The organism is Vreelandella sulfidaeris Esulfide1, from assembly GCF_054072535.1.
This window is the reverse complement of sequence record NZ_CM133364.1, coordinates 2311339-2334859: the sequence shown is the minus strand read 5'-3', so window position 1 is coordinate 2334859 and position 23521 is coordinate 2311339. Positions and strand designations below refer to the sequence as shown.

At 52.5% G+C, this 23521-nt stretch carries 23 protein-coding genes; 17 read left to right on the top strand and 6 right to left on the bottom strand.

Annotation, left to right across the window (positions count from 1 at the left end; translation table 11 throughout):
• Positions 1–4 precede the first annotated feature (4 nt).
• The 13 genes from truA to ACW44H_RS10870 all read left to right on the top strand — a co-directional run bounded on the left by truA (position 5) and on the right by ACW44H_RS10870 (position 13277).
• On the top strand, positions 5–943 hold the full coding sequence (truA, locus tag ACW44H_RS10930; RefSeq protein ID WP_457504484.1) for a tRNA pseudouridine(38-40) synthase TruA: 939 nt from the start codon (positions 5–7) through the stop codon (positions 941–943).
• Positions 940–1578, top strand: a complete 639-nt coding sequence (locus ACW44H_RS10925) for a phosphoribosylanthranilate isomerase (protein WP_457504482.1) — start codon at positions 940–942, stop codon at positions 1576–1578. The genes truA and ACW44H_RS10925 overlap by 4 nt, the downstream gene beginning before the upstream one ends.
• A 162-nt stretch (positions 1579–1740) precedes the next feature.
• A complete protein-coding gene (trpB, locus tag ACW44H_RS10920) occupies positions 1741–2928 on the top strand; it encodes a tryptophan synthase subunit beta (protein ID WP_447045680.1) in 1188 nt (395 codons plus the stop codon).
• Positions 2929–2951: 23 nt separating this feature from the next.
• Positions 2952–3755, top strand: a complete 804-nt coding sequence (gene trpA, locus ACW44H_RS10915) for a tryptophan synthase subunit alpha (protein ID WP_113269636.1) — start codon at positions 2952–2954, stop codon at positions 3753–3755.
• 94 nt (positions 3756–3849) lie between these two features.
• Positions 3850–4869 (top strand): acetyl-CoA carboxylase, carboxyltransferase subunit beta, encoded by a 1020-nt coding sequence (gene accD, locus ACW44H_RS10910; RefSeq protein ID WP_457504481.1) that lies wholly within the window; start codon positions 3850–3852, stop codon positions 4867–4869.
• Complete coding sequence (gene folC, locus ACW44H_RS10905; RefSeq protein ID WP_457504479.1) at positions 4847–6205, top strand: bifunctional tetrahydrofolate synthase/dihydrofolate synthase; 1359 nt, start codon at positions 4847–4849, stop codon at positions 6203–6205. The genes accD and folC overlap by 23 nt, the downstream gene beginning before the upstream one ends.
• Positions 6192–6911, top strand: a complete 720-nt coding sequence (locus tag ACW44H_RS10900; protein WP_457504477.1) for an SPOR domain-containing protein — start codon at positions 6192–6194, stop codon at positions 6909–6911. Before folC ends, ACW44H_RS10900 begins: the two co-directional genes overlap by 14 nt.
• A gap of 3 nt (positions 6912–6914) precedes the next feature.
• Positions 6915–7490 carry a CvpA family protein gene (locus tag ACW44H_RS10895; protein ID WP_457504476.1) on the top strand — a complete coding sequence of 192 codons (576 nt, stop codon included), beginning with the start codon at positions 6915–6917 and terminating at the stop codon, positions 7488–7490.
• Positions 7491–7572: 82 nt separating this feature from the next.
• Positions 7573–9093: an amidophosphoribosyltransferase gene (purF, locus tag ACW44H_RS10890; protein ID WP_113269640.1), complete on the top strand. Its 1521-nt coding sequence runs from the start codon at positions 7573–7575 to the stop codon at positions 9091–9093.
• A 12-nt stretch (positions 9094–9105) separates the two neighbouring features.
• Positions 9106–10308 (top strand): O-succinylhomoserine sulfhydrylase, encoded by a 1203-nt coding sequence (locus ACW44H_RS10885; protein ID WP_457504475.1) that lies wholly within the window; start codon positions 9106–9108, stop codon positions 10306–10308.
• A gap of 261 nt (positions 10309–10569) precedes the next feature.
• Positions 10570–11142, top strand: a complete 573-nt coding sequence (locus tag ACW44H_RS10880) for a cytochrome b (protein WP_457504473.1) — start codon at positions 10570–10572, stop codon at positions 11140–11142.
• 93 nt (positions 11143–11235) lie between these two features.
• Positions 11236–11835 (top strand): YceI family protein, encoded by a 600-nt coding sequence (locus ACW44H_RS10875; RefSeq protein WP_457504472.1) that lies wholly within the window; start codon positions 11236–11238, stop codon positions 11833–11835.
• A gap of 107 nt (positions 11836–11942) precedes the next feature.
• Positions 11943–13277 (top strand): MATE family efflux transporter, encoded by a 1335-nt coding sequence (locus ACW44H_RS10870; RefSeq protein WP_457509004.1) that lies wholly within the window; start codon positions 11943–11945, stop codon positions 13275–13277.
• On the opposite strand, the gene ACW44H_RS10865 is transcribed toward ACW44H_RS10870, so the two are convergent.
• The 4 genes from ACW44H_RS10865 to ACW44H_RS10850 all read right to left on the bottom strand — a co-directional run bounded on the left by ACW44H_RS10865 (position 13274) and on the right by ACW44H_RS10850 (position 17359).
• Entirely contained in the window at positions 13274–14758 is a 1485-nt protein-coding gene (locus tag ACW44H_RS10865; RefSeq protein WP_457504471.1) for an NCS2 family permease, read from the bottom strand. The genes ACW44H_RS10870 and ACW44H_RS10865 overlap by 4 nt on opposite strands.
• Positions 14759–14895: 137 nt before the next feature.
• Positions 14896–16086, bottom strand: coding sequence for an amino acid aminotransferase (locus ACW44H_RS10860; RefSeq protein ID WP_457504470.1), 1191 nt, complete (start codon positions 16084–16086; stop codon positions 14896–14898).
• A complete protein-coding gene (locus ACW44H_RS10855; protein ID WP_113269647.1) occupies positions 16087–16425 on the bottom strand; it encodes a 4a-hydroxytetrahydrobiopterin dehydratase in 339 nt (112 codons plus the stop codon).
• Between the two features lie 31 nt (positions 16426–16456).
• A complete protein-coding gene (locus ACW44H_RS10850; RefSeq protein ID WP_457504468.1) occupies positions 16457–17359 on the bottom strand; it encodes a sensor domain-containing diguanylate cyclase in 903 nt (300 codons plus the stop codon).
• 241 nt (positions 17360–17600) lie between these two features.
• Between ACW44H_RS10850 and cobA the strand changes: the two genes are divergently transcribed.
• From cobA to dcd, 4 genes are all read left to right on the top strand, one after another.
• Positions 17601–18431, top strand: coding sequence for a uroporphyrinogen-III C-methyltransferase (gene cobA, locus ACW44H_RS10845; protein WP_457504467.1), 831 nt, complete (start codon positions 17601–17603; stop codon positions 18429–18431).
• 194 nt (positions 18432–18625) lie between these two features.
• Positions 18626–19858, top strand: coding sequence for a kinesin (locus ACW44H_RS10840; RefSeq protein ID WP_457504466.1), 1233 nt, complete (start codon positions 18626–18628; stop codon positions 19856–19858).
• 159 nt (positions 19859–20017) lie between these two features.
• Entirely contained in the window at positions 20018–20818 is an 801-nt protein-coding gene (gene apbC / locus ACW44H_RS10835) for an iron-sulfur cluster carrier protein ApbC (protein ID WP_457504464.1), read from the top strand.
• A gap of 11 nt (positions 20819–20829) precedes the next feature.
• Positions 20830–21396, top strand: a complete 567-nt coding sequence (gene dcd / locus ACW44H_RS10830) for a dCTP deaminase (RefSeq protein ID WP_035579668.1) — start codon at positions 20830–20832, stop codon at positions 21394–21396.
• A 125-nt stretch (positions 21397–21521) separates the two neighbouring features.
• Here dcd and purN read toward each other — a convergent pair whose 3' ends face one another.
• The gene (gene purN / locus ACW44H_RS10825; RefSeq protein WP_457504462.1) at positions 21522–22277 is read right to left on the bottom strand and encodes a phosphoribosylglycinamide formyltransferase; all 756 of its coding nucleotides are present in this window, start codon (positions 22275–22277) and stop codon (positions 21522–21524) included.
• Entirely contained in the window at positions 22274–23341 is a 1068-nt protein-coding gene (gene purM / locus ACW44H_RS10820; protein ID WP_113269708.1) for a phosphoribosylformylglycinamidine cyclo-ligase, read from the bottom strand. The genes purN and purM overlap by 4 nt, the downstream gene beginning before the upstream one ends.
• Positions 23342–23521 lie beyond the last annotated feature (180 nt).

Below are 23521 nucleotides of genomic sequence, written 5' to 3'. Positions count from 1 at the left end.
CTTGATGACGCTGTTCTATCACTTCGATGAGAAAATTCCGCTCACTGGTCGGCTGGCAATGGGTATTGAGTATGATGGTACCCGTTACTGCGGCTTTCAGCGCCTTAAGCACGCTGCCTCTGTTCAAGCTTCATTGGAGGAAGCGCTGACCAGGGTAGCCAACGAGCCTATCCAGATTCACGCCAGTGGACGCACCGATTCTGGTGTGCACGCGACGCGCCAGATCATCCATTTTGACCCGCCAGTAGGGCGCTCTGAAAAGGCCTGGATCTTTGGCGCCAACACCCATTTGCCAAGAGATGTTGCCGTGCGTTGGGTTAAGCCGGTAGGCGATGACTTTCATTCTCGGCTGTGCGCATTGGGCCGGCGTTATCGCTATGTACTGCTGAATCAAATAAGCCGCCCGGTATTGGAGCGCGCCAATGTGACCTGGTGTCGCGATCCGCTAGACGCCGATGCTATGCATCGAGCCGCCCAGGCGTTGGTAGGCGAGCATGATTTTTCCAGCTTTCGTGCTGCTGGTTGTCAATCGAAAACGCCCTGGCGACATCTGCACTTTATTGATGTCAAACGCTACGGCCAGCTAGTCATGATTGATGTTCAAGGCAACGCCTTCTTACATCATATGATTCGTAACATTGCCGGAGCGCTGGTCAGTGTTGGGCGAGGCGCTCAGGAAGAGTCATATATAGGTGAGTTGCTGGCGCTAAAAAATCGCCGTAAAGGAGACGTGACGGCGCCTGCTTGCGGGCTGCATTTTGTTGACTCGGTTTATGACGAGCGCTTTGACTTACCCAAAGAGCCGCTGGGGCCGCATTTGCTATCATTTACGGGTGAATGGACGGGGGAGCGTGAGCTGCCGGATACGCCTCGCGTCGCGTACCGACGCAGTCGTTCGCTCAGTAAGAAGGCAGCTAACCCTGAACAGGAGGCATCGTCATGAGTCATCTATCGCTAACCCGCACCCGAATTAAATTCTGTGGGCTTACTCGCGCCGAGGATATTGACCTTGCTGTGTCGCTGGGAGTAGACGCATTAGGCTTTGTGATGTGGCCTAACAGTAAACGCGGACTCTCTATTGAGCAGTTGGCGAGCCTGTCTGCCCGGGTTCCTGCGTTTGTGACTCGTGTAGGACTCTTTGTTGATCAACCGGCGGAGTTCATTGAGCGCTGTTTGCCCTATTTGGATATGCTGCAATTTCATGGCAACGAAACGCCCGAGGAGTGTCAGCGCTACTCGCTACCCTGGATGAAGGCGCTTCGCATGCACGAAGAAATAGACTTGGTGCATGAAACTGAACGCTATGGGTTGGCTCAAGCACTACTATTGGATGCTTACCGACCGGGCGTGCCGGGCGGTACAGGGGAAACGTTTGATTGGTCGAGAATCCCCGCAAAACTAGCAAAACCTGTTATCCTCGCCGGTGGGCTGACTGCTGATAACATCGCTGACGCTGTGCGCCAAGTAGGGCCCTATGCGGTGGATGTGTCCGGCGGTATTGAAGCCTCTTACGGCTGTAAAGATGCTAATAAAATGGCCTCTTTCGTCCGTCATGTGGCGCTAGCTAACGCGCGCTAGAGCACGTCCGGTGTTGGCTTGTATGGCTGATAGGTATTTTATCGAGCGACGTTTTTAAGTTAATTCATTTACTGTTTGCCTGTTCTGGCGATCTTGTGAGGTATCTCTGTGACTGATTCTGCGACGCCTACCCCAAAGACGAAGTTCAGCGACCTGACCCGAATGCCGGATGCCCGTGGTCATTTTGGCCCCTATGGCGGCCGGTTTGTGTCAGAAACCCTCAGCTTTGCTTTGGAAGAGCTGGAGAAAACGTACTTAAGCCTGCGTGACGATCCCGATTTTCAGGCTGAATTCGACTATGACTTAGCCCATTATGTAGGTCGTCCATCTCCGCTTTACCATGCTGAGCGTTGGTCGAACAGCCTTGGGGGCGCCCAGATATGGTTAAAACGTGAAGACCTGAACCATACGGGTGCTCACAAGGTTAATAACACTATTGGTCAGGCGCTGCTGGCAAAAAAAGCCGGTAAGCCTCGCATTATTGCCGAGACAGGCGCAGGTCAGCATGGCGTTGCCTCGGCCACCGTGGCTGCTCGCTTGGGTCTTGAATGCGATGTCTATATGGGCGCTGATGACGTTCAACGCCAGAAGCTGAACGTTTACCGAATGCATTTGCTCGGCGCACGTGTAATCCCGGTCGAATCAGGCACGCGTACGCTCAAAGATGCCATGAACGAAGCGCTGCGTGACTGGGTCACCAACGTTGATACCACTTTCTATATCATCGGTACGGTGGCTGGACCGCATCCTTATCCGCTGCTTGTACGTGATTTCAACGCGGTAGTCGGGCGTGAAGCGCGCCGTCAATCGTTGGAGCAGATCGGACGTCTCCCTGACGCGCTGATCGCCTGCGTTGGCGGTGGCTCAAATGCGTTGGGCTTGTTCTACCCCTTTGTGGAAGATGACGACGTCGCTATGTATGGCGTTGAAGCAGGTGGTGATGGCGTTGAAACGGGCCGCCATGCGGCGCCTCTGTCATCTAACGCGCCTCGCGGGGTATTGCATGGCAACCGCACTTATTTAATGTCAGACGACGCTGGCCAAGTGTCGGATACTCACTCCATTTCAGCCGGCCTGGATTATCCCGGGGTAGGGCCTGAGCACTCGCTCTGGAAAGACGTAGGGCGGGTTAGCTATGTGACAGCCAATGATAAAGAAGTGTTGGAAGCGTTCCGCGAGCTGACACGGATGGAAGGCATTATGCCCGCTTTGGAGTCGGCACACGCCCTGGCCCATGCCAAGGTGTTGGCGCCTACGATGCGTCCTGACCAACACATTGTGGTCAACCTTTCGGGACGCGGCGATAAAGATATCATGACGGTGGCCAACATTGATGGCATTGAATTTTAAGGGCAGCTTTTTTAAGGGTAAGCATGAACCGTATTGATCAGCGTTTCAGTGAACTTAAACAGCAGGGCCGCAAGGCTCTGATCCCTTACATCACCGCAGGGGATCCAGCGCCACACTATACAGTGGGCTTTATGCACGCTCTGGTAGACGCCGGTGCCGATGTCATTGAACTCGGTGTCCCTTTTTCCGACCCGATGGCCGATGGTCCCGTTATTCAAAAAGCCTGTGAACGTGCGTTAAAGCAAGGCACACGGCTTGTTGACCTAATGCAGATGGTCAAAGAATTTCGCCAAACCGATACCACGACACCGGTCGTGCTGATGGGGTACTTAAATCCCATTGAGCGCATTGGTTATGAGAACTTTGCCGACCAAGCCGCCAGTGCAGGCGTGGATGGTGTGTTGATCGTGGATATGCCGCCGGAAGAAGCCGATGAGATCGGGCCACTATTGAAATCACGTGATTTAGCGGCAATTTTTCTTGTTGCGCCTACCACTTCCCATCAGCGTGCCGCTACAATATGCGCCCATGGCGAGGGCTATCTATACTATGTTTCGCTGAAAGGCGTGACAGGCGCCGCCACCTTAAATGCAGATGATGTGGCTGAGCACCTAGCACCGCTGCGCGGCATGACCGATTTGCCGCTTTGTGTTGGTTTTGGTATCCGCGATGGCGTGACCGCCGCGGAAGTGGCTAAAGTCGCTGATGGTGTGATCGTAGGCAGCGCTTTGGTTAACCGTATCGCAGAAAGTCTCGATGCACCTGAAACCATCGCGGGCCAGTTGAAAAGTGTATTAGCAGAAATGCGTACGGCGATGGATGCCTAAAGCAAAATGCTTTATCGCCTATTTTTAATAGATTGATATCACTCATCAAGCCTGGTTTTGCCAGGCGTTGACGTATAATGGAAGCCTTTTTGATATGAGCTGGTTAGACAAGATCGTACCCTCCATGGGTCGTATCCAGCGTAAAGACCGTCGCGCTAGCGTGCCCGACGGCCTCTGGCGTAAATGTCCCAAGTGCGAAGCGGTTCTCTATCTCCCTGAGCTAGAAAAACACAACAGCGTCTGCCCCAAGTGCGATCATCACTTGCGCTTGACGGCGCGTAAGCGCTTGGACTGGTTCTTGGATAAACCAGGCCGAGAAGAGATCGCGGCGGAAATCGAACCCAATGATCGATTGAAATTTCGTGACTCTAAAAAATACAAAGACCGCCTGACTGCAGCGCAAAAAGATACCGGCGAAAAGGATGCGTTGGTAGCGATGCGAGGTGAGTTAGACGGTTTGCCGGTGGTCGCTGTTGCTTTTGAGTTTACCTTTATGGGTGGCTCAATGGGGGCGGTCGTCGGCGAGAAATTTGTTCGTGCCGCCACAGTCGCTTTGGAAGAGAATATCCCGCTGGTGTGCTTTGCTGCCTCAGGGGGGGCGCGCATGCAGGAAGCGCTTTTCTCGCTAATGCAGATGGCCAAGACATCCGCCGCACTTGAAAAGCTCAAGCAACATGGCGTGCCGTATATTTCGGTATTGACCGATCCTGTCTTTGGCGGTGTTTCGGCCTCGCTAGCCATGCTGGGCGATCTAAATATTGCCGAGCCCAACGCTCTGATTGGTTTTGCTGGCCCGCGGGTCATCGAGCAAACGGTGCGTGAAACCTTGCCAGAAGGGTTCCAGCGCAGCGAATTTCTGCTTGAACATGGCACTGTCGATATGATTGTTCATCGGCATGAAATGCGTGCCCGCGTGGGCAGTGTGTTGCGTAAGTTAACGCACCACGCCGCAACGCCGGTGAGTTCGAGCAATCCTGATGATGCTGACGTTGTTGAGCCTATCGTTGAGGAAGATAACTTGGCGGAAACCGCTGACGTCACGTTTGAGAAGGTTGAGGAGCCGAAGAAGGACACCACTACCGCTAAGAGTGATGACCATTCACGCAATGCCTGATTCTTTGCCGTCTAACTCCTTGCCCACATTGTCCTTAGACCAATGGCTTCACCATTTGGAAACGCTGCATCCGGTCGGGATCGATATGGGCTTGGAGCGTGTTTCGCAAGTGGCAAGGCGTATGGGGCTGTTATTACGTCCTATCGCCCCCTGCGTTATTACCGTGGCAGGTACAAATGGCAAAGGCTCAACCCTTGCCATGATCGAAAGCGTAGCTCGTGCCCATGGGCAGCGAGTGGGAACCTATACCTCTCCCCATTTGTTGCGCTATAACGAACGCGTCAAAATTGATGGGCAGGAAGCCGACGATCAACTGCTCATAAAAGGGTTTGAGCATGTTGAGCGTGCTCGCTTACAGGATGCCGAAATCAGCCTGACCTATTTTGAGGCAGGCACATTGTGTGGTCTGTGGTGTTTATCCCAGGCCGAGCTTGATATTGCAGTGCTTGAAGTAGGCCTGGGCGGTCGGCTTGATGCGGTCAATATCATTGATGCAGATGTGGCTATTGTCACCACCATCGCTCAGGACCATGCTAACTTTCTGGGCACTGATTTAGCCCAGATTGGGCGTGAAAAAGCTGGCATTTTCCGTTCCGGAAAGCCTGCTGTGTTAGGCAGTCAAACGCTGCCTGCAAGCGTCGCCGAGTACGCCCAGACGCTGGCAGCGCCCACCTGGGTACTGGGTCAGCAATTTTCACATCACATGAAGTCCAACGAGCGTTCTAAATGGTGCTGGCAGGGGCAGCAAGCGAATGGCGAGCATATCGTTATCGACGATCTTCCCGACCCTGGACTCCCAATCGATAATGCGGCTACTGCGCTACAGGCGCTCGTGCTCGCCGGGCTGGCGTTAGAAAAAGCGGCTGTTCAAACGGCGCTAAGTACGGTGCAACTGGCTGGGCGAATGCAGTGGATTGGGCCGTGGTGTCTTGATGTAGGGCATAACCCACATGCCGCTGAGTACGTTGCTCACCATTTGCCGCTTGCGCCACAAGGTGGTCGCCAGTGGGGGCTTATCGGCATGCTGAATGATAAAGATCTGGATGGGGTTATAAAGGCATTAGTGACTCGCATCAGAGATTGGGTCTGTGTGTCACTAACCGGTGAGCGGGGTTGCCCGGCCAGCGAGTTGTCGCAGCGCATTCTGGCTCATGGTGGGCGGGTGCACTTCTGCGCTGATACCCCAGAAGCTGGCGCCGATTGGCTTGCCAATGTATTAGCGCCCAATGATCGTGTCTTGGCCACCGGGTCGTTCTTTACAGTAGCGGCATTGTTAGCTGGGCCACTGCCAACAGGCGTTGCGCTGCTTGAGGGAGACGGAAATGAAATACGGTAAAACGGAACGCATTAGCGGTATTGTTATTTTACTCGCGCTGCTGGCGATCTTTGTGCCGTGGCTAATGAGTGACCCTGCACCTCGGGAAGATCGCCCTCAACCGAATTTTGTGATTGAACAGCCGATTGAAGTGGAGCGCCGGGATGTACCGGCTCCTGAAATGCCTTCCACTATTGACGAACCGTCATTATCGCCAGTACCCCGTGGTGATGATGAGATGGCTATTGACGCCAATCCGCGTTTGCCAGAAACCGATCAAATTGCTACGTCTAACCAATCATCTTCCAACGCAGAAGCCGTGGGCTCTAATGAGCCTGATGAAGCCCCAGACACTCTCGATAGCGACCCCATTGCTGACCTGATTGCCAGCAATAGTGGCAGCGCCCAAAGCCGCAGTGAAGGCTCGTCACAAAGTTCTTCACAAAGTTCATCTCAAAGCTCCTCATCTAGCTCATCCACCCCCTCAGCAAGTGCTCAGGGAGAGTGGGCGGTGCAAGTCGGCAGCTTTGGAGAGCCTGGTAATGCGCAACGGCTTAGTGAGCAGCTTTCTGATCAGGGATTTACGGTGTATCAGCGTGAGCGTGAAAATAATATGACAACCGTGTTTGTTGGCCCTTATGCCACCTCTGAAGATGGGGAGTCTGCCATGTCTTCGATTAAGGAGCGGGCGAACGTGCAAGGCCTGCTCGTTCGAGTAAGAGACTAAAACATGGCGTTAACGTGGATTGATGCGGTTTTTTTAGCCGTGCTGGCGCTATCAATGCTGGCCGGTTTCGTAAGAGGATTTGTGCGCGAAGCGTTGGGGTTGGCTGCCTGGGTGGTCGCGCTAATGGTTGCCCGTGTGCTCGCCGAGCCAGTGGCAGACCTAATGAGCGGGTTCATCGAAAGCTTTGACGCCCGTTTAGTGCTCGCCTTTGTGCTGGTGATATTTGCCGTTATTTTACTCTGTGGCATTGTGATTCGCTTGGTACACGCTGCCGTAGAGTGGGTCGGCATGGGTTTGCTGAACCGGGTAGTAGGGGCCGCTTTCGGTGTAGCACGCGGTGCGGTCATTTTGCTAGTGGCGACGGTGCTGATTACGTTTACGCCGTTGGCGGAGCTTCAGGCGTGGCAGCAAGCTGAGCTGCGACCCACCTTTATGCAGCTGCGTGATTGGGCGGTGAGCCAGTTAAACCAGTGGGACCGCCAACTCCCAGAGGCGCCGTCGTCACTGCGTGACATTTCTTTGCCTGAACTGCGCCTGCCCGGTACGGCAGAGCGTGAAGTAATCCCAACAGGTGATTGACCTGTTACTGAAGTCGATTCTACGAACGTTTGGGCTTGCTTAAAGAGTTAGGTGAGCCATGGCATTAAGCGAGGTAACGTGAATGTGCGGTATAGTGGGCCTTCTGGGCAAACAAGCGGTAAATCAGGGGATCTACGATGCCCTGACCGTACTTCAGCATCGTGGCCAGGACGCTGCCGGCATGATGACATGGAGCGAGGGACGCTTCCTACTGCGCAAGAGTAATGGATTGGTGCGTGACGTCTTCCATACCCGCCATATGGCTCGCCTGAAAGGCAATCTCGGCATTGGGCATGTGCGTTACCCCACGGCAGGTTCTTCAAGTGAAGCCGAATCGCAGCCGTTCTATGTTAACTCACCTTACGGTATTGCTCTGGCGCACAATGGTAACCTGACCAACTCCGAGCAGTTGAAGCAGGAACTGTTTTCTACCGACTTGCGCCACATTAACACCAGCTCCGATTCTGAAGTACTGCTCAACGTGTTTGCACATGAGCTGGGTAAGCAAGGCCTTCATCTGGAAGCGGAAGACATCTTTGACGCTGTTCGTCGTGTTCACCGTCGCTGTAAAGGCGGCTATGCTGCTGTCGCCATCATCAACGGCTTCGGTATGGTAGCGTTTCGCGACCCCTTCGGTATTCGTCCGGTGGTCTTCGGCACTCGCGAAGAGGAAAATGGCCAGGCAGTGATGATCGCTTCTGAATCCGTGGCGTTGGATGTAGGCGGCTTTGAGCTTGAAAGGGATCTATCGCCAGGCGAAGCTATCTTTGTTGATATCGAAGGCAATATCCATACCCAGGTTTGCGCTGACCGCCCACAGCTACGTTCATGCATTTTTGAGCATGTCTATTTAGCGCGCCCTGATTCGCTGCTGGACGGTGCCTATGTCTACGGTACCCGTATGCAGATGGGCCGTAAGTTGGGTGACCGCATTCTCAACGAATGGCCAGATCACGATATCGATGTGGTGATTCCGATCCCCGATACGTCACGCACATCTGCTCTCGAAATGGCGCAGCACCTAGGGGTGACCTACCGTGAAGGGTTCATGAAGAACCGCTATATCGGTCGAACCTTTATTATGCCGGGGCAAACCCAGCGTAAAAAATCGGTACGCCAAAAGCTCAATGCCATCGATGTTGAGTTTAAAGGCAAGAATGTGCTGCTCGTAGACGATTCAATCGTACGCGGTACGACTTGTAAGCAGATTATTCAAATGGCCCGCGATGCCGGTGCTCGTAAGGTCTATTTTGCCTCGGCAGCGCCACCAGTACGTTTTCCCAACGTATATGGCATCGACATGCCCGCTGCGTCTGAGTTGATTGCGCATGGCCGTAGCGAAGAAGAAGTCGGTGATTTAATCGGTGCTGATCGAATCTTCTATCAGAATTTGGAAGATCTAAAGGCGGCGTGTCGTGAAGTAAATCCTGACATGGAAGAGTTTGATTGCTCCGTATTTGATGGCAACTATGTGACCGGTGATATCGACGACGCTTACTTGGCCGCGCTTGAAGCTAGCCGTAATGATTCCGCCAAGGATCAAAGCGCAGGCGACCATGCTCTGGTCGATATGCACAATCAGGACGATGACCTGGACGATTAGGAGAGAGGCCTTATGTATGATGACAATCATCAGGATGCGTGGTCATTAGAGACACTGGCGATTCGTGCGGGCCATCAGCGCACCTTTGAACAAGAGCACTCTGAGCCTATTTTTCCGACTTCAAGCTTTGTCTACGAGAGCGCTGCAGAAGCGGCGCGTAAATTCGGTGGACAGGAACCGGGCAACGTTTATTCACGCTTTACCAACCCGACGGTGCATACCTTTGAGCGTCGCCTAGCGGCGCTTGAAGGCGGTGAGCGCTGTGTGGCGACCAGCTCGGGCATGTCGGCTATTCTATCGACTGCATTGGCGCTCCTTTCAGCCGGGGATGAAATCGTTGCTTCCCGGTCGTTGTTTGGATCCACGGTCAGTCTGTTCGATAAGTACTTGGGCAAATTTGGTATTACCACGCGTTACGTGGAGCTTTCCAATGTCGCTGCGTGGGAAGCTGCTATTACGCCTAAAACGCGTTTGATGTTTGCCGAAACGCCATCGAATCCGCTGTCTGAAATTGCTGATATCCCCGCGCTGGCAGCGTTGGCAAAACGCCATGATGTATTACTGGCTATTGATAACTGTTTCCTCACCCCAGCACTTCAACAGCCACTGGCGTTAGGCGCTGACTTGGTTATCCACTCGGCGACCAAGTACCTGGATGGTCAAGGCCGTGCTATTGGTGGAGCGGTGGTAGGGAGCCATACACTGCTTGAAGAAGTGTTCGGTGTAGTGCGTACCTGCGGACCTTGCCTCAGCCCATTCAACGCGTGGATTTTTACCAAGGGTTTGGAAACCCTGTCGCTGCGTATGAAAGCCCACTGTGAAAACGCCTTGGAGCTAGCTCGCTGGTTGGATGGCCATCCAGCGGTTGAGCAAGTGTTCTACAGCGGCTTGGAAGACCATCCACAGCACACCTTGGCCAAACAGCAACAAAAAGGGTTTGGCGCCGTATTGGGCTTTGAAGTGAAAGGGGGCCAGGCGGGGGCATGGCAGGTCATTGATGCGACCCGTATGCTTTCCATCACGGGTAACCTGGGTGACGTTAAAACCACTATTACTCATCCTGCTACCACTACTCATGGGCGTCTTTCGGATACCCAGAAGGCTGCTGCCGGTATCTCTCCAGGGTTGATTCGTGTCGCGGTGGGTTTAGAGAGCCAGGAAGACATTCAGCGTGACCTAGCCCGTGGCCTGAATACATTGGCTGCACAGTCATAAGCTAGATGTAGAGAACCGCTCATAAGCAAAACCGGCCTAACCATTGGCCGGTTTTTTCTGTATTCCCTGAAGCAGTCTACGTGCTCAAAGATGTCGTACTTCCTAACGGTATCATTACATGCAAACAGTGGCTTTTAGTAAGCAGTGGTTTTTACGAATGATGTGTTCTGCTTTTTTCAGCGGTTCCAAGGGCCATTACGCGATATGCTTTTCGCTATTAACGTGTTCGCTTATAGCGAGCGATAAATAAGGAAAAGAGTGATGTGGCGTAACAGTCGTAGCGGATGGGGATTAATCAGTATTTTATTTCACTGGTTAAGTGCGCTGGTCATTGTCGGTCTGTTTGCTCTGGGCTGGTGGATGACTGACCTTGGCTATTATGATCCTTGGTACAATCAGGGGCCGTGGGTACATCGCTCGATTGGTATCTTGCTATTGTTCGCCACCTTTGCACGTTTGGTATGGCGTTTCGCCCAGCCGACACCACAAGCAGAGGGTAGCCGATTAGAAACTATTGCTGCCCATCTCGGTCATATTGCTCTCTATGTACTTGTTTTAGTGGTCATGGTGAGTGGTTATTTGATCTCTACGGCTGATGGGAGTGGCATTAGTGTGTTTGGTTGGTTTGAGGTACCTGCATTGCTATACGACTTACCCAACCAAGCAAGCCTTGCAGGCGATATTCATTGGTATAGCGCCTTGGCATTGATGTTTTTAGCGGCAGGTCACGCGCTTGCCGCATTTAAGCATCACTGGCTCGACCGGCATTCAACATTGGTACGTATGCTAAACCCAGCCCATAGCCAAGCGGGTGATCACAACGCACCAAGATAATAAAGCTTTCGATTTATATGTTTCACTAAACATCGTGGCTAAGGGGTTTTCCTGTCCGCGGTGCCTATCCAGTAAAGCAAGGAGTTATTGACTATGTCTAAACAGAAAGCGTTCAAAAAGAGTGTATTTGCATCCGCGATTGCCGCTGCGGCTCTGGTGCCGTTAAGCCAAGCACAGGCAGCTGATTATCAAATTGATACCGAAGGTCAGCACGCCTTTGTACAATTCAAAATTTCTCACCTGGGCTTCTCCTACATTCTAGGTAGCTTCGAAGAGTTTGATGGCCAATTCTCTTACGATCCGGAAGATCTCGATGCTTCTTCTGCTGAAATCGAAGTGCAAGTAGATAGCCTGTCCAGCAATCACGCGGAGCGTGATCGTCATATCTTGAGCGATGACTTCCTCAACGCCAGCGAGTTTCCTACCGCTACTTTCACTTCTACAGCGTTTGAATCGACAGGCGACAATGAGGGTGTCCTTACTGGCGAGCTGACACTTCACGGTGAAACCCAAGAGATTGAAATGCCGGTAACACTATTGGGTGAGGGCGATGACCCGTGGGGCAACTACCGTGCCGGTTTCGAGGGTAGCACTACGCTGACACTGGGCGATTATGGTATTGATATGAGTGATTTTCCCGAATCAATGCATGAGTTAGAGCTGTACGTCACGTTTGAAGGTATTCGTCAGTAAACTTTTACTGTTGTAGAGACGCCACCGCCCTTTAAAGGGTGGTGGCGTTTTCGTTGGGTCGATTAATAGTTAAACCATCAATAAGGAGAACGTGCTTGGCAGCCGTCATGCATCAAAAAGAGTTGGCAATAACCTTATGGCGTCAAACATGGCCAATGGCCATTGGTGTATTGGCGCTATTGGGTTTTCAACTTGTCGATAGTGCTTTTATCGCTCGCTTGGGGACTGCACCGTTGGCCGCGCAGTCGTTTACCTTCCCGCTTTCATTTTTGATAATCGGCATTCAGGTAGGGATGGGGATTGCTATCGCTGCGCTTATTTCGCGTGCATTAGGCGCTGGAGAAGAAGAACGAGCAAGGCGTTTAAGTAGCTTAGTATTAATGGCTGGTGGCGGGGTGATCGGCCTATTGGCAATCGCTTTATGGGCGCTCCAAGTGCCTATTTTTGAACTGCTTGGCGCGGATGAAACCACGCTCTCTTATATCCATATCTACTGGGCTCCTCAACTGCTAGCCGCTTGGTTAGGGGCATTACTCTATTTTAGCTACAGCGTTTCTCGCGCCTACGGGGATACCCGGTTGCCGGGCAAAATGATGGTGCTCAGTAGCCTTATTAACCTTGGTCTTGACCCATTACTGATTTTTGGTGTGGGTGATTGGGAAGGCTGGGGACTGCCGGGAGCTGCATGGGCAACCGCCATTGCTTTTTCCGTTGGGCTGCTGATTTCAATGCATAAAATAGTACGGCGCCAGTGGGCATCTCAGCTAGGGCTGTGGCTAGAGGCGAAACAGTCGTGGCGGCCGTTTACAGGCATTGCCGCCCCCGCGATGGTCAGCCAATTAATGCCCCCTTTGGCGGCAATGTTGGCAATCTCCGTGGTGGCGGGCCTGGGTGAAAGTGAAGTGGCAGCCTGGGGTTTGGCGAGCCGTTTGGAAACACTCTCTCTGATGGTCATTCTTGCCATGACCATGTCGCTTCCGCCCTGGCTAGGGCGTTGCTACGGTGCGGGTGACTGGGGGCAGATACATCAGCTTATGGGGTTAGCAATTAAGGTAGCTGTGCTGTGGCAGCTAGGACTAGGCGTGTTATTGGCCCTAGGTGCACCCTGGCTTGCCATGGCCTTAGCGGGTAACCCTGACGTACAAAGCGAGCTGTCGCTGCTGATTCGCTTTCTACTGCCAAGCTATGCGGCACTCGGGGTGTGTATGTTGGTGGTTTCTGCGGGCAATGCCTTAGGTTGGCCACTTCGTGCGATGCTGTTATCCAGCGCTCGGTTGTTCATTTGCTATTTACCCTGCTTATGGTTGGGCTCACAGCTTTTTGGTTGGTGGGGACTGGCGGCGGGCGCGGCATTAGGTAACCTGCTGGCAGGCTTCATGGCGTGGCAAGTCATGCGGCGTATTTTGTCCCGCCCGCATCGGCAGGCGGGATTCGTTAATTAACGCAGGCGCCCAGCTTCCTGAAAGGAGAAGTAGATAAACAGCAGCGCCATCCCTAAGTAGCCCATCACGAACTCTGGGGCAGCATTGAGTGACAGCTCGGGGGCGTGCATTAGCCCGACAAAGGAAAAGCCCGCGGCAATGGCAGCGAAGGCCGCCGCGCGTCGGAACTGATGGTCAATTACCGATACTGTCATTGCGCCCAGCAGAATGGCCATAAACATGGCCCCTTGGCCCATGACAACGATGGCACTGGAGATATCGGTCACTACCTCGCCAGCCCCACGACTAAAGCGCGTCATTACGTAGTTAGCGAAGTAGGGCAGCATCGCAAGTGCAACAGCTGGGTAGTAGCGTGTGTCGTTAGCTTGAAACGCGGTGGCAATCATCGACATGCCGACAAAGACCAAAATGGGTGCGACCACCGAAACGGGAATAATCGCCGCCAGCGCAGCGATTAAACCGAACATGGTGGCCAGCGCATATACCGCGCCGTTGAGAAGGCTGTAGCCTCGGCCTGCGCCCATCCACTTGGCGCCCACGGTAGCAATATAGACCGTGGTAGGAAAGACACCGCCAAACAGCGCGCCAATCATGGTGCCTGCGCCATCAACCGCCTGGCATTCTCGCACATCGTACTTGTCGCCTGCGGCTTCCATCGCCTCGACGTTGTTCATCGTTTCAATGGCGTTATAGAGCGTAATTGGCAGCACCACGGTGAGTACCGCCAGCATACTGGTCAGCAGCAACCCCAGCCCTTCAAACCAGGCAAGATTGGGCAGTAATGGGTAAAAGCCCAAGTGGGTAAACGCATCGCTAAAACGCTCGGTACCGGCGTCGCCAATCAAATAGGCCATAGCGGTGCCGACGATAATGGCGAACAGTGACGTTGGCAGCTTAAAAGGCATGCTGACTCTGGCTACCAAGCCGACGATAATGATCGCTAACACCAGCAATCCAATTACCGGCATTTCCAGCGTTTTAAACAGCATTTCACCGGCGATAAATGTCAGTGCAACACCGGCAACGGCGCCCAGCATGGCAGCGCGGGGTAGGTGATACTGCACCCAGCGGCCAATTACGCTGATCACGGCTTCGATGGCGCCGCTGATAAAGCAAGCGGCGACCGCTACTTTCCAGGCCATTTCTGCATCACCGGTGAGCTGTTTGGCGGGGAGCAGTACGCCGAATAGAAACACAAACATGACCGGCGTTGAGATACCGTAAGAGAGCGCCGTTACATCGGCACGGTTCTCCTTACGGGCCAGTCTTGCCGCGCTCCATGCATAGTAGAAATTACCGACCATTACTGCGACTGCCGCGCCCGGCAACACTTGCCCATAGACAATGGAGGAGGGGAATCCCATGCCCAACATGGTGATCGCGATAATGACAAAGTTGGCAATATTGTTTTGGAACAGGGCGAAGAACGCGTCGGTATCTTCTTTTTTGTACCAGGGGTAGTGGATGCTGGCAGCCGCCATGGTAGGCCTCTTGATTATGGTGTGTTGTATACAAGGCAACGCTGAGTGTGCCGAAGAGTTGACTGATCGGTCAAGTGCTCAGCACACAAAAACGCCCAGGTAGGCCTGGGCGTTTGTAGTACGGCAATGCTTGCTAGCTAGTCGTTAACAGCGGCAATCGCTTTGGCCAGGTAGGGCAGGTTCTCGTGGGAGAATCCTGCTACGTTAGCGCGACCCGAGCGCACCATGTAGATGCCAAACTCGTCGCGCAGACGATCGACCTGTTCCGGCGTTAAGCCGGTATAGGAGAACATACCGCGCTGCTCAGCAACACAGGCATACTTCTCGTCCAGGCCATAAGGTTTCAGTGCTTCAACGAAATCGCGACGCAGCGTATTGATACGATTGCGCATTTCGGTGAGCTCTTCGCGCCATAGCGCAGTCAGTTCTGCGTCGTGGAGAATCTCGCTGACAATTGCGCCACCGTGAGCGGGCGGGTTTGAGTAGTTTTCACGGGCAACAATAGCGACCTGTGAACGGATGTTATCCATCTGCTCGCTGTCTTTTGCCACCATGATCAAGCAGCCGGTACGCTCACAATAAATACCGAAGTTCTTGGAGCAGGAGCTGGTGATGATTGCTTCATCGAGGTTTTCCGCCAGTAGGCGTACACCGTAAGCGTCCTCATCCAGGCCTTCACCAAAGCCCTGATAGGCAAAGTCGATCAGCGGCAGTAGCTTGCGCTCGCGCACAATTTCTAACACTTCCTGCCATTGGTCGTGAGAAAGATCAAACCCGGTCGGGTTGTGGCAGCAGGCGTGGAGTACGACTACATCGCCTTCCGGGATGCTTTTTAGCGCTGCACGCATACCGTCAAAGTCGAGCCGGTTGTCAGGATCAACGTAGGGGTACTTGTGCAGTTCAATCCCTGCCGCGGTGAAAATACCATGATGATTGGGCCATGTCGGGTCACTTACCCAGATACCTTTGCCCGGCAGCTGTGTGGCAATGAAATCCGCAGCCAAGCGCAGTGCGCCGGTACCGCCAGGTGACTGGGTAGCGCTAGCGCGGTTAGCTTTTAGTACTGGGGATTCAGCGCCGAATACCATGGGAAGCACTACTTCGCCATAGCTTGGCGAGCCGTGAGAACCGATATAGGTTTTCGTCGTTTCATTCTTGAGCAGGCGAGCTTCTGCTTCCTTAACGGCGCGCATTACCGGCGTATTGCCTTGGGTATCGCGGTAAACACCAACACCTAAATCCACCTTTTGCGGATTGGTATCTTTCTTGAAAGCTTCGATCAGCCCGAGAATGGCATCTCCTGGGACTCGCTCAATATGCTCAAACATTTATTCGGCTACCTCGTCGGTTCTGGCGGCAAGAATGAAGTCATTTAAGTGCAGGCCTTTAATGGCATGAGACCACCACGTGACGGTGGCTTTGCCCCACTCGGTCACGATAACGGGATGGTGGCCGGCCTGCTCTGCAATATCGCCAACGCCCTGGGTAAACGCCAATGCGCTGGCAAAGTCACGGAATTTAAAACTTCGCGACAGCTTCATGATGCCATCGTGCTCGACAATCTGCCACTGGCTGAGGCTTTTTAGCCGCTCTTTGGCTTCCTTTTCGCTTAGCGGCTGAGCATTTTTACTGCAAGGTTCGCACACTTGTTCGGCGAGCGTTGTCATCGGTATTCTCCTGCTAGTTAGGTATTACTCTCTAGCGTAGAAAGCAAACGCAGTCGCGGCCAACGTCCTTGGCACTATAAAGCGCTTGGTCGGCCCGCTCGATTAAGCTTGTAAGGGGTTCACCGCAGCGGTATTCGGCAACCCCAATACTCAGCGTCACCTGGCCTGGTCCCATACCGAAGTCTCGTACACTGATGGCTTGGCGTAATCGGTCGGCAAGTTTATGGCATTGCTGCAGCGGTGTGAGCGGCAGCACTACCATAAACTCTTCTCCGCCTAAACGGGCAATCATGTCTTCACAGCGTAGTAGCGTTTGAGCTTGCGCCGCTAGTTGCTTGAGCACCTCATCCCCATGCAGGTGGCCCCAGCGGTCATTCAGGCGTTTAAAATGATCAATATCGATCATCATAATAGAGAGTGGCGTGCCGTGACGCGTGCTGAGTGAGGCGACATTCGTCAGATGCACCATTAATTTTCGCCGATTGGGTAACTCAGTTAGGTGGTCTGTATCGCACAGTTTACGAAGCCGCTGCTCTTCGGATACTTGATCGCTTATATCCATCATTATGCCGTTCCACTGGACACCGTCCTGTGCCGACTCTGGCTGTGCGCTAACGGCGATCCATCGAGGCTTTCCGGTGGGGATGGGTAACCTAAAACGTGTTGTAAGAGGCAGCATACAGCGTGCGGAATGTTCAATCGCCGACATTACTTTGGGGTGGTCGTTGCCAGTTAGCTGCTCAACGAGTTGCCCTGCATTACGAGCGAGAACATCACGATCAACATATTTGAGAGCCATGCCACCGCCCTCAAGGTAGGGGAAGTGCATATGCCCGTTATGACTACGGTGGAATTGAAAGATTACGCCAGGAATGCGAGGAACTAAAGTATCTACACTGACTCGCTGTGGTGCGTCTATATCATTCACGGGCATGCGTGAATCTCCAAGCAAATGCCAAGTTAAATTTGACCGTGAAGATTAGCGCTAAATTGGCATTCAAGATGTAAGCCATTGCAGACAAGGTCACCCATGTTTATATTTTTTTAGAATATGTTTGTTCTATTAATATATGCATTTATTTGATTTCTCTGCAATAGATGAGGAGCAGTTGGCATTTAGTGATAAAATTAATTACTTATTGTTTACCAAAATCTTTTATTTCTGGGGTGATTTCTTGGAAGAACGACAAGAGCAAACGTCTCAGCCATATGGCTTGGTCAGTTTAGTGGGGGCAGGCCCGGGCGACCCAGAGTTATTGACGCTGAAAGCTTACAAACGGTTGCAGACAGCCGAAGTAGTGCTCTATGACCGCTTGGTGAGTGATGAGATTATTGCGTATATACCCTCCCATGCGCAGCGATTTTATGTAGGAAAAGCCCGTTCACTGCACAGCGTTCCACAAGATGGCATTAATCAAGCGTTAGTGAAGTGGGCTCAGCAGGGTAAGCGTGTCGTGCGTCTAAAAGGCGGCGATCCATTTATTTTTGGGCGCGGCGGAGAAGAGTTAGAGACATTGGTAGCCGCGCAAGTGAGCGTGGAAGTAATCCCGGGAGTGACAGCTGCGTCGGGGTGTGCTGCTTACGCCGGTATTCCTTTGACCCATCGCGATCATGCGCAATCGGTGCGTTTTGTGACCGGCCATTTACAGCAGGGTGAGTGCGAACTTGATTGGGATGCCTTAGCGCGGCCAGGGCAGACGTTAGTATTTTATATGGGCTTGGGAAGTGTAAAAGTGATTAGCCAGGCGCTTATTAAACACGGCTTAGCGCCTGATACTCCGCTCGCGTTAATTGAACAGGGGACAACCCGCCAACAGCAAACGCATGTTGGTTCGCTTTCGACGTTGCCAGATGCTTTCTTGGCGGGACACATTAAACCGCCTACGCTGCTTATAGTGGGTAGTGTGGTGTCGCTACATACCTCACTTGCATGGTTTGATGCTCTTGATGGACAGGCGTCAGGCTTCAACGAAGGTAAACATCCAACGTCGTCAAAAAATGTTTAGCTTTGCTGATTTTGCAGTTACATTATAGAAACATTTATACACGTTTTTACAAACAGGCTGGCTAGATACAGTGAGCTGTGTATGCTGAGAGGGGAGATCAATCACAGTTAGCGCATTAACAACGTAGTTAATTATGTGCAACTGATCATCGCTAGCTTGGGCAAACGTGTGCTTAGACTATAGAGGAACGCATAATGTCAGACGCAAATAACTCGGATCATCAGTCGCCAGCCAACAAGCCGGAACCGGCAAAAAAACAGAGTATGAAAACCCTCTTTCAAGATAATCGGGTAAAAGCGATTGCTGGCATCGCTGCCATTGCGGTCATCTGGGCGATTATGGCGCAATCTAATGCAGGCTCTCGCCAAGAGCGGGTTGATAGCTTAGAAGAACAGCTTGCCAGCTCTGAGCAAGACAATAGCCAAATGAGCCAGCGTATCGCTGAAATTGAAGAAGCCGAGACCAGCTTAGCCGCGCTGCAGGAAGAAATGGCTTCTTTGCAAGCGCAGCAGGAAGAGGCCCGCTCGTCGCTTGAAAATGCCCAAGGCAATGTCAGTGATGTTCAATCAAGTCTAGAATCGCTTGAGTCCGAGCGGAGTGCATTAGAAGAAGAAGTGGCTTCTCTTAACGAGCAGCTTACAAACGCAGAAGATGAGATGACTGCGTTGCGTGAAGAGCGCGATGAGATAACCAGTACGCTTGACGAGGCTGAAAGTGCCCTTCAGCAAGTAGAAGAAGCACGTCAGAGTGCTGAAGAAGCCCGTCAGGAAGCCGAAGCCGCGCGTCAGGAAGCTGAGCAGCAGCGTCAGCAGGCCGTTGAAGAGTTGAGTAACACTGAAGAAGAGCTGTCCTCGCTTGAAGAGCAGATCAGCCAAGCCAACGAGCAGCTAAGCGGCATAGAAGAGGAAACTTCGACTGTCCAAAGCGAGTTGGATGAGTTAAAAAATGAGCGTGAATCACTTACCAGTGAGCGCGATGAACTTCAAAGTGATGTTGATTCGCTAACAGCGTTACGCGAAGAGGAAGAGGAGAGTTTAAGCCAGGTACGTGGCGAGCTGGATGATGTCATGGTCGCTCTGGACATGGGCCGTGAAGAAGTGTCAAAGGTTGAAAATGACATCGAAGAGCGTGAAAACCAGTTGGAGCGTTTAGAGAGCCAGCTGGGTGAATGGCGCGATGAACTTTCGGCGCTAGATAGCCGCTTGGCTGACGCAGAACAAGACGTGAGTGATACCACCTCATCCACGCAGAGCAGTTCTTCTCAGAGCAGTGCTTCACAGGGCGGTTCTTCACAGGGCAGTGACTCTGTAGAAGACTCAGCAGAAGAGAGCTCTTCAAGTACGGATTCTTCAAATTCGAATTCATCCGATGAAAGTGCCAATGATAGCGATGGTGGCAGTGAGCAAGAGCAGCAAAACGCTGGCTAAGAGCTCAGTCGATAATGCGTTAACGTTGAAATGATGAGGGCGGATGTCAGGGAGCTGGCATCCGCTTTTTTGTCGTTGGTTTATGATTGCAGCCCCGAGGAGTATCATTCACTCAACGTTAATTCAGTCACTAAGCGCTTAAACGAGGAGTGCCGTTAAATGGATGGTGTTAAGCACATAATTGCAGTGGCATCGGGCAAGGGGGGCGTGGGTAAGTCCACCGTCACCGTGAACTTGGCGTTGGCGCTATCGGCACAAGGTTACCGAGTGGGCGTCCTCGATGCAGATATCTATGGGCCTAGCCAGGCACAAATGCTCGGCGTTAAAGAGGGTGTGCGTCCACAAGCGGCAGGGAATGAGAAATTTCTGCCACTTCAGGCCCATGGCATTCAAGCCATGTCGATGGCGTTTATGGTCAATACCCGCGAGCCCATGGTTTGGCGCGGCCCAATGGTGGTGGGGGCTTTCCAGCAAATGCTAACCCAAACCCAGTGGGATAATCTCGATTTCCTGCTGATCGATATGCCCCCAGGCACCGGTGATATTCAACTTACGCTGGCCCAGAAAGTGCCGGTATCAGGTGCCGTGATTGTAACGACGCCACAGGATATTGCGCTATTAGATGCCCGTAAAGGGATCGAAATGTTCCGCAAGGTGAATGTTCCGGTGCTCGGCGTGGTTGAAAATATGAGCCTCTATCACTGCGAGAATTGTGGTCATGAGGCCGCTATTTTTGGCACTGGCGGCGGTGATAGCATTGCGCAAGAATATGAGACACAAGTGCTTGGGCGGTTGCCGTTGACGCTCTCTATTCGCGAGCTGACGGATTCTGGTCGCCCGAGCGTGGTGTCTGAACCTGACAGTGCGGTAAGCCAAACCTTTGCTACGATTGCCCAAAAAGTCGCTGAAGCGGTAAGTGCGAGCCAAGGCGATGGCCCTACTATTTCCTTTAGCGAGTGATAACGAAATAAATGAGTATCAAATCTGATAATTGGATTCGTCGTATGGCTAAAAGCGACGCAATGATTGAGCCTTTTGAAGCCGAGCAAGTGCGCTATGTGAATGATCAGCGTGTTATTTCTTACGGCACTTCAAGTTATGGCTACGACGTGCGCTGCTCGGATGAATTCAAAGTCTTCACCAATATTCACTCGGCGATTGTTGACCCCAAAGCGTTTGATGCAAAAAGTTTCGTCGATATAAAAGGCGATGTATGCATCATTCCACCAAATTCTTTCGCATTGGCGCGAACCGTAGAGTACTTCCGTATTCCACGTAATGTGCTCACTATTTGCCTGGGGAAATCCACCTACGCTCGTTGTGGCATTATTGTTAATGTCACCCCACTAGAGCCGGAGTGGGAAGGGCACGTGACATTGGAATTCTCTAACACCACCAATCTGCCCGCGAAAATCTATGCCCATGAAGGCGTCGCGCAAATGCTGTTTTTAGAATCCGATGAAGTGTGCGAAACCTCTTATAAAGACCGAGGTGGAAAGTACATGGGGCAGCGCGGTGTCACTTTGCCGCGTACCTAAGCCATTAGCTGCTTGTGCTTAATTGAGATCAACTGAGGTTGCGGACAATTGAAAAAGCCTGACGGTATTGTAAACACCGTCAGGCTTTTTTGCTTCAGACTGTCATAGTTACTTATAAAGTGCTGTTAATCTTGAAGTTCGTCATCCAGATCTTCGTCAAGCTCTTCAGCGGCATCGGCGTGAGAAAGGCGCATTCCATATGCAGGCAGCAAATGGCCGTCCATCTTCGCGCCCTCGGCGCTAAACTGCAGCCTTCCTTCTAAAAACCATTGCACAGCAATCGGATAGATCAGGTGTTCGCGAGAGCGAACTTTTTCTTGCAGTGTTTCCACTGTGTCGTCAGGGCTGACCTGCAGCTCAGCTTGCAGCACTACTGGGCCGCCATCCAACTCTTCCGTTACAAAGTGGACGCTGCAACCGTGACTTGTGACTCCCGCTGCCAGAGCACGGGCGTGCGTATTTAGTCCCTGATACTCCGGTAGCAGAGAAGGGTGGATATTCAGCATGCGACCCAAAAAGCGCTGCACAAAGCGAGGCGTCAAAATACGCATAAAGCCTGCCAGGACAATAAGGTCTGGTTCATGACGTTCGATGACCTTGATCAGTGCACCATCATAGGCTTCGCGGCTATCATACTCGTTATGGGGTAAGGCTACTGCCTCAATGCCTGCTTCGTGGGCGCGCTTTAACCCGTAGGCATCAACGACGTTGGAGATAACTGCGACAATTTCACCGCCGCCTAAACGGTCATGTGACTGGGCATCAATTAGCGCTTGTAGATTACTGCCGTTACCTGAAACAAGTACCACGATGCGGCGTGCACCGAGAGGCTCTGGCGTCACGTCCTTAATAGTATCGCTTTGATAGTCCGTATTGGTCATGCCGGGAGGTTCTCCAAAATAACAGATTCCTCTTGGCGCTTGATGATCTGGCCAAGGCGGTAAACAGATTCGCCTTCTGCTTCCAGGTGAGCCATTGCCTGCTCAGCTTGATGTTGCGGCACCACCACCACCATGCCAATACCGCAGTTAAGCACGCGGTGCATTTCGGTTTCATTGACATTGCCATGGGTTTGTAACCAATCAAACACGGCAGGTCGCTGCCAGCTGCTAATATCAATATGGGCAGCGAGATCATCCGGCAGTACGCGGGGTATATTTTCAAGCAAGCCCCCACCGGTAATATGCGATAGTGCGTGTACGGTAATATCGCTTCCGCGCATTAAGGAGAGCAAGGATTTAACATAGATCCGAGTAGGCGCCATGAGTGCATCGCCAAGGGTCTTGCCGGCAATATCCGTCTCCAGAGAGGCATTGCTGACCTCGAGAATTTTACGAATCAACGAATAGCCGTTCGAGTGCGGTCCCGATGATGCAAGCCCCAGTATTACGTCACCTTCGGCTACTTTGCTGCCATCTAAAATATCTGCTTTTTCAACGACTCCAACGCAGAACCCTGCTAAATCATAGTCGCTGCCTTCGTACATACCCGGCATTTCTGCGGTTTCGCCACCGACTAGGGCGCAGCCAGCCAGTTCACAGCCTGTGCCAATGCCAGTGACAACGTCGGCAGCAATATCCACATCGAGCTTACCCGTGGCATAGTAGTCAAGAAACAGCAGCGGTTCGGCGCCGGCCACGATCAAGTCGTTGACACACATAGCGACTAAATCAATACCAATCGTGTCGTGCTTGCCCAGATCCATCGCGAGACGCAGCTTGGTGCCGACGCCATCGGTACCCGAGACAAGAACGGGTTGTCGATAGCCCGCCGGTATTTCACATAGTGCACCGAATCCGCCAAGTCCGCCCATTACTTCCGGGCGAGTCGTGCGTTTGGCAACGTGTTTAATGCGGTCAACCAGGGCGTTACCGGCATCAATATCGACGCCTGCGTCCTTATAGCTGAGGGAAGGAGTAGCCGAAGAAGAGGAGGTCTCGGTCATGACAGATCCTGTGAAGCAAATAGCGGTGCTGATAGTGCTGGCGACATGGCCAGTGCTGGGCGATAACTGAAGCGGATTGTAACACTCAGCGGCGCAGGCCGCATCGCCGTCAAACATGATGTAAAGCTTACGAGCGAATTTTGCTTATATCCGGCATAGTAGGGATAAGTAAAACCAATA

Excerpts from the sequence above, each read along its gene's own strand:
- truA (WP_457504484.1), top strand. The coding sequence starts at position 5 with ATGACGCTGTTCTATCACTTCGATGAGAAAATTCCGCTCACTGGTCGG.
- ACW44H_RS10925 (WP_457504482.1), top strand. The coding sequence starts at position 940 with ATGAGTCATCTATCGCTAACCCGCACCCGAATTAAATTCTGTGGGCTT.
- trpB (WP_447045680.1), top strand. The coding sequence starts at position 1,741 with ATGCCGGATGCCCGTGGTCATTTTGGCCCCTATGGCGGCCGGTTTGTG.
- trpA (WP_113269636.1), top strand. The coding sequence starts at position 2,952 with ATGAACCGTATTGATCAGCGTTTCAGTGAACTTAAACAGCAGGGCCGC.
- accD (WP_457504481.1), top strand. The coding sequence starts at position 3,850 with ATGAGCTGGTTAGACAAGATCGTACCCTCCATGGGTCGTATCCAGCGT.
- folC (WP_457504479.1), top strand. The coding sequence starts at position 4,847 with ATGACCATTCACGCAATGCCTGATTCTTTGCCGTCTAACTCCTTGCCC.
- ACW44H_RS10900 (WP_457504477.1), top strand. The coding sequence starts at position 6,192 with ATGAAATACGGTAAAACGGAACGCATTAGCGGTATTGTTATTTTACTC.
- ACW44H_RS10895 (WP_457504476.1), top strand. The coding sequence starts at position 6,915 with ATGGCGTTAACGTGGATTGATGCGGTTTTTTTAGCCGTGCTGGCGCTA.
- purF (WP_113269640.1), top strand. The coding sequence starts at position 7,573 with ATGTGCGGTATAGTGGGCCTTCTGGGCAAACAAGCGGTAAATCAGGGG.
- ACW44H_RS10885 (WP_457504475.1), top strand. The coding sequence starts at position 9,106 with ATGTATGATGACAATCATCAGGATGCGTGGTCATTAGAGACACTGGCG.
- ACW44H_RS10880 (WP_457504473.1), top strand. The coding sequence starts at position 10,570 with ATGTGGCGTAACAGTCGTAGCGGATGGGGATTAATCAGTATTTTATTT.
- ACW44H_RS10875 (WP_457504472.1), top strand. The coding sequence starts at position 11,236 with ATGTCTAAACAGAAAGCGTTCAAAAAGAGTGTATTTGCATCCGCGATT.
- ACW44H_RS10870 (WP_457509004.1), top strand. The coding sequence starts at position 11,943 with ATGCATCAAAAAGAGTTGGCAATAACCTTATGGCGTCAAACATGGCCA.
- ACW44H_RS10865 (WP_457504471.1), bottom strand. The coding sequence starts at position 14,758 with ATGGCGGCTGCCAGCATCCACTACCCCTGGTACAAAAAAGAAGATACC.
- ACW44H_RS10860 (WP_457504470.1), bottom strand. The coding sequence starts at position 16,086 with ATGTTTGAGCATATTGAGCGAGTCCCAGGAGATGCCATTCTCGGGCTG.
- ACW44H_RS10855 (WP_113269647.1), bottom strand. The coding sequence starts at position 16,425 with ATGACAACGCTCGCCGAACAAGTGTGCGAACCTTGCAGTAAAAATGCT.
- ACW44H_RS10850 (WP_457504468.1), bottom strand. The coding sequence starts at position 17,359 with ATGCCCGTGAATGATATAGACGCACCACAGCGAGTCAGTGTAGATACT.
- ACW44H_RS10840 (WP_457504466.1), top strand. The coding sequence starts at position 18,626 with ATGTCAGACGCAAATAACTCGGATCATCAGTCGCCAGCCAACAAGCCG.
- apbC (WP_457504464.1), top strand. The coding sequence starts at position 20,018 with ATGGATGGTGTTAAGCACATAATTGCAGTGGCATCGGGCAAGGGGGGC.
- dcd (WP_035579668.1), top strand. The coding sequence starts at position 20,830 with ATGAGTATCAAATCTGATAATTGGATTCGTCGTATGGCTAAAAGCGAC.
- purN (WP_457504462.1), bottom strand. The coding sequence starts at position 22,277 with ATGACCAATACGGACTATCAAAGCGATACTATTAAGGACGTGACGCCA.
- purM (WP_113269708.1), bottom strand. The coding sequence starts at position 23,341 with ATGACCGAGACCTCCTCTTCTTCGGCTACTCCTTCCCTCAGCTATAAG.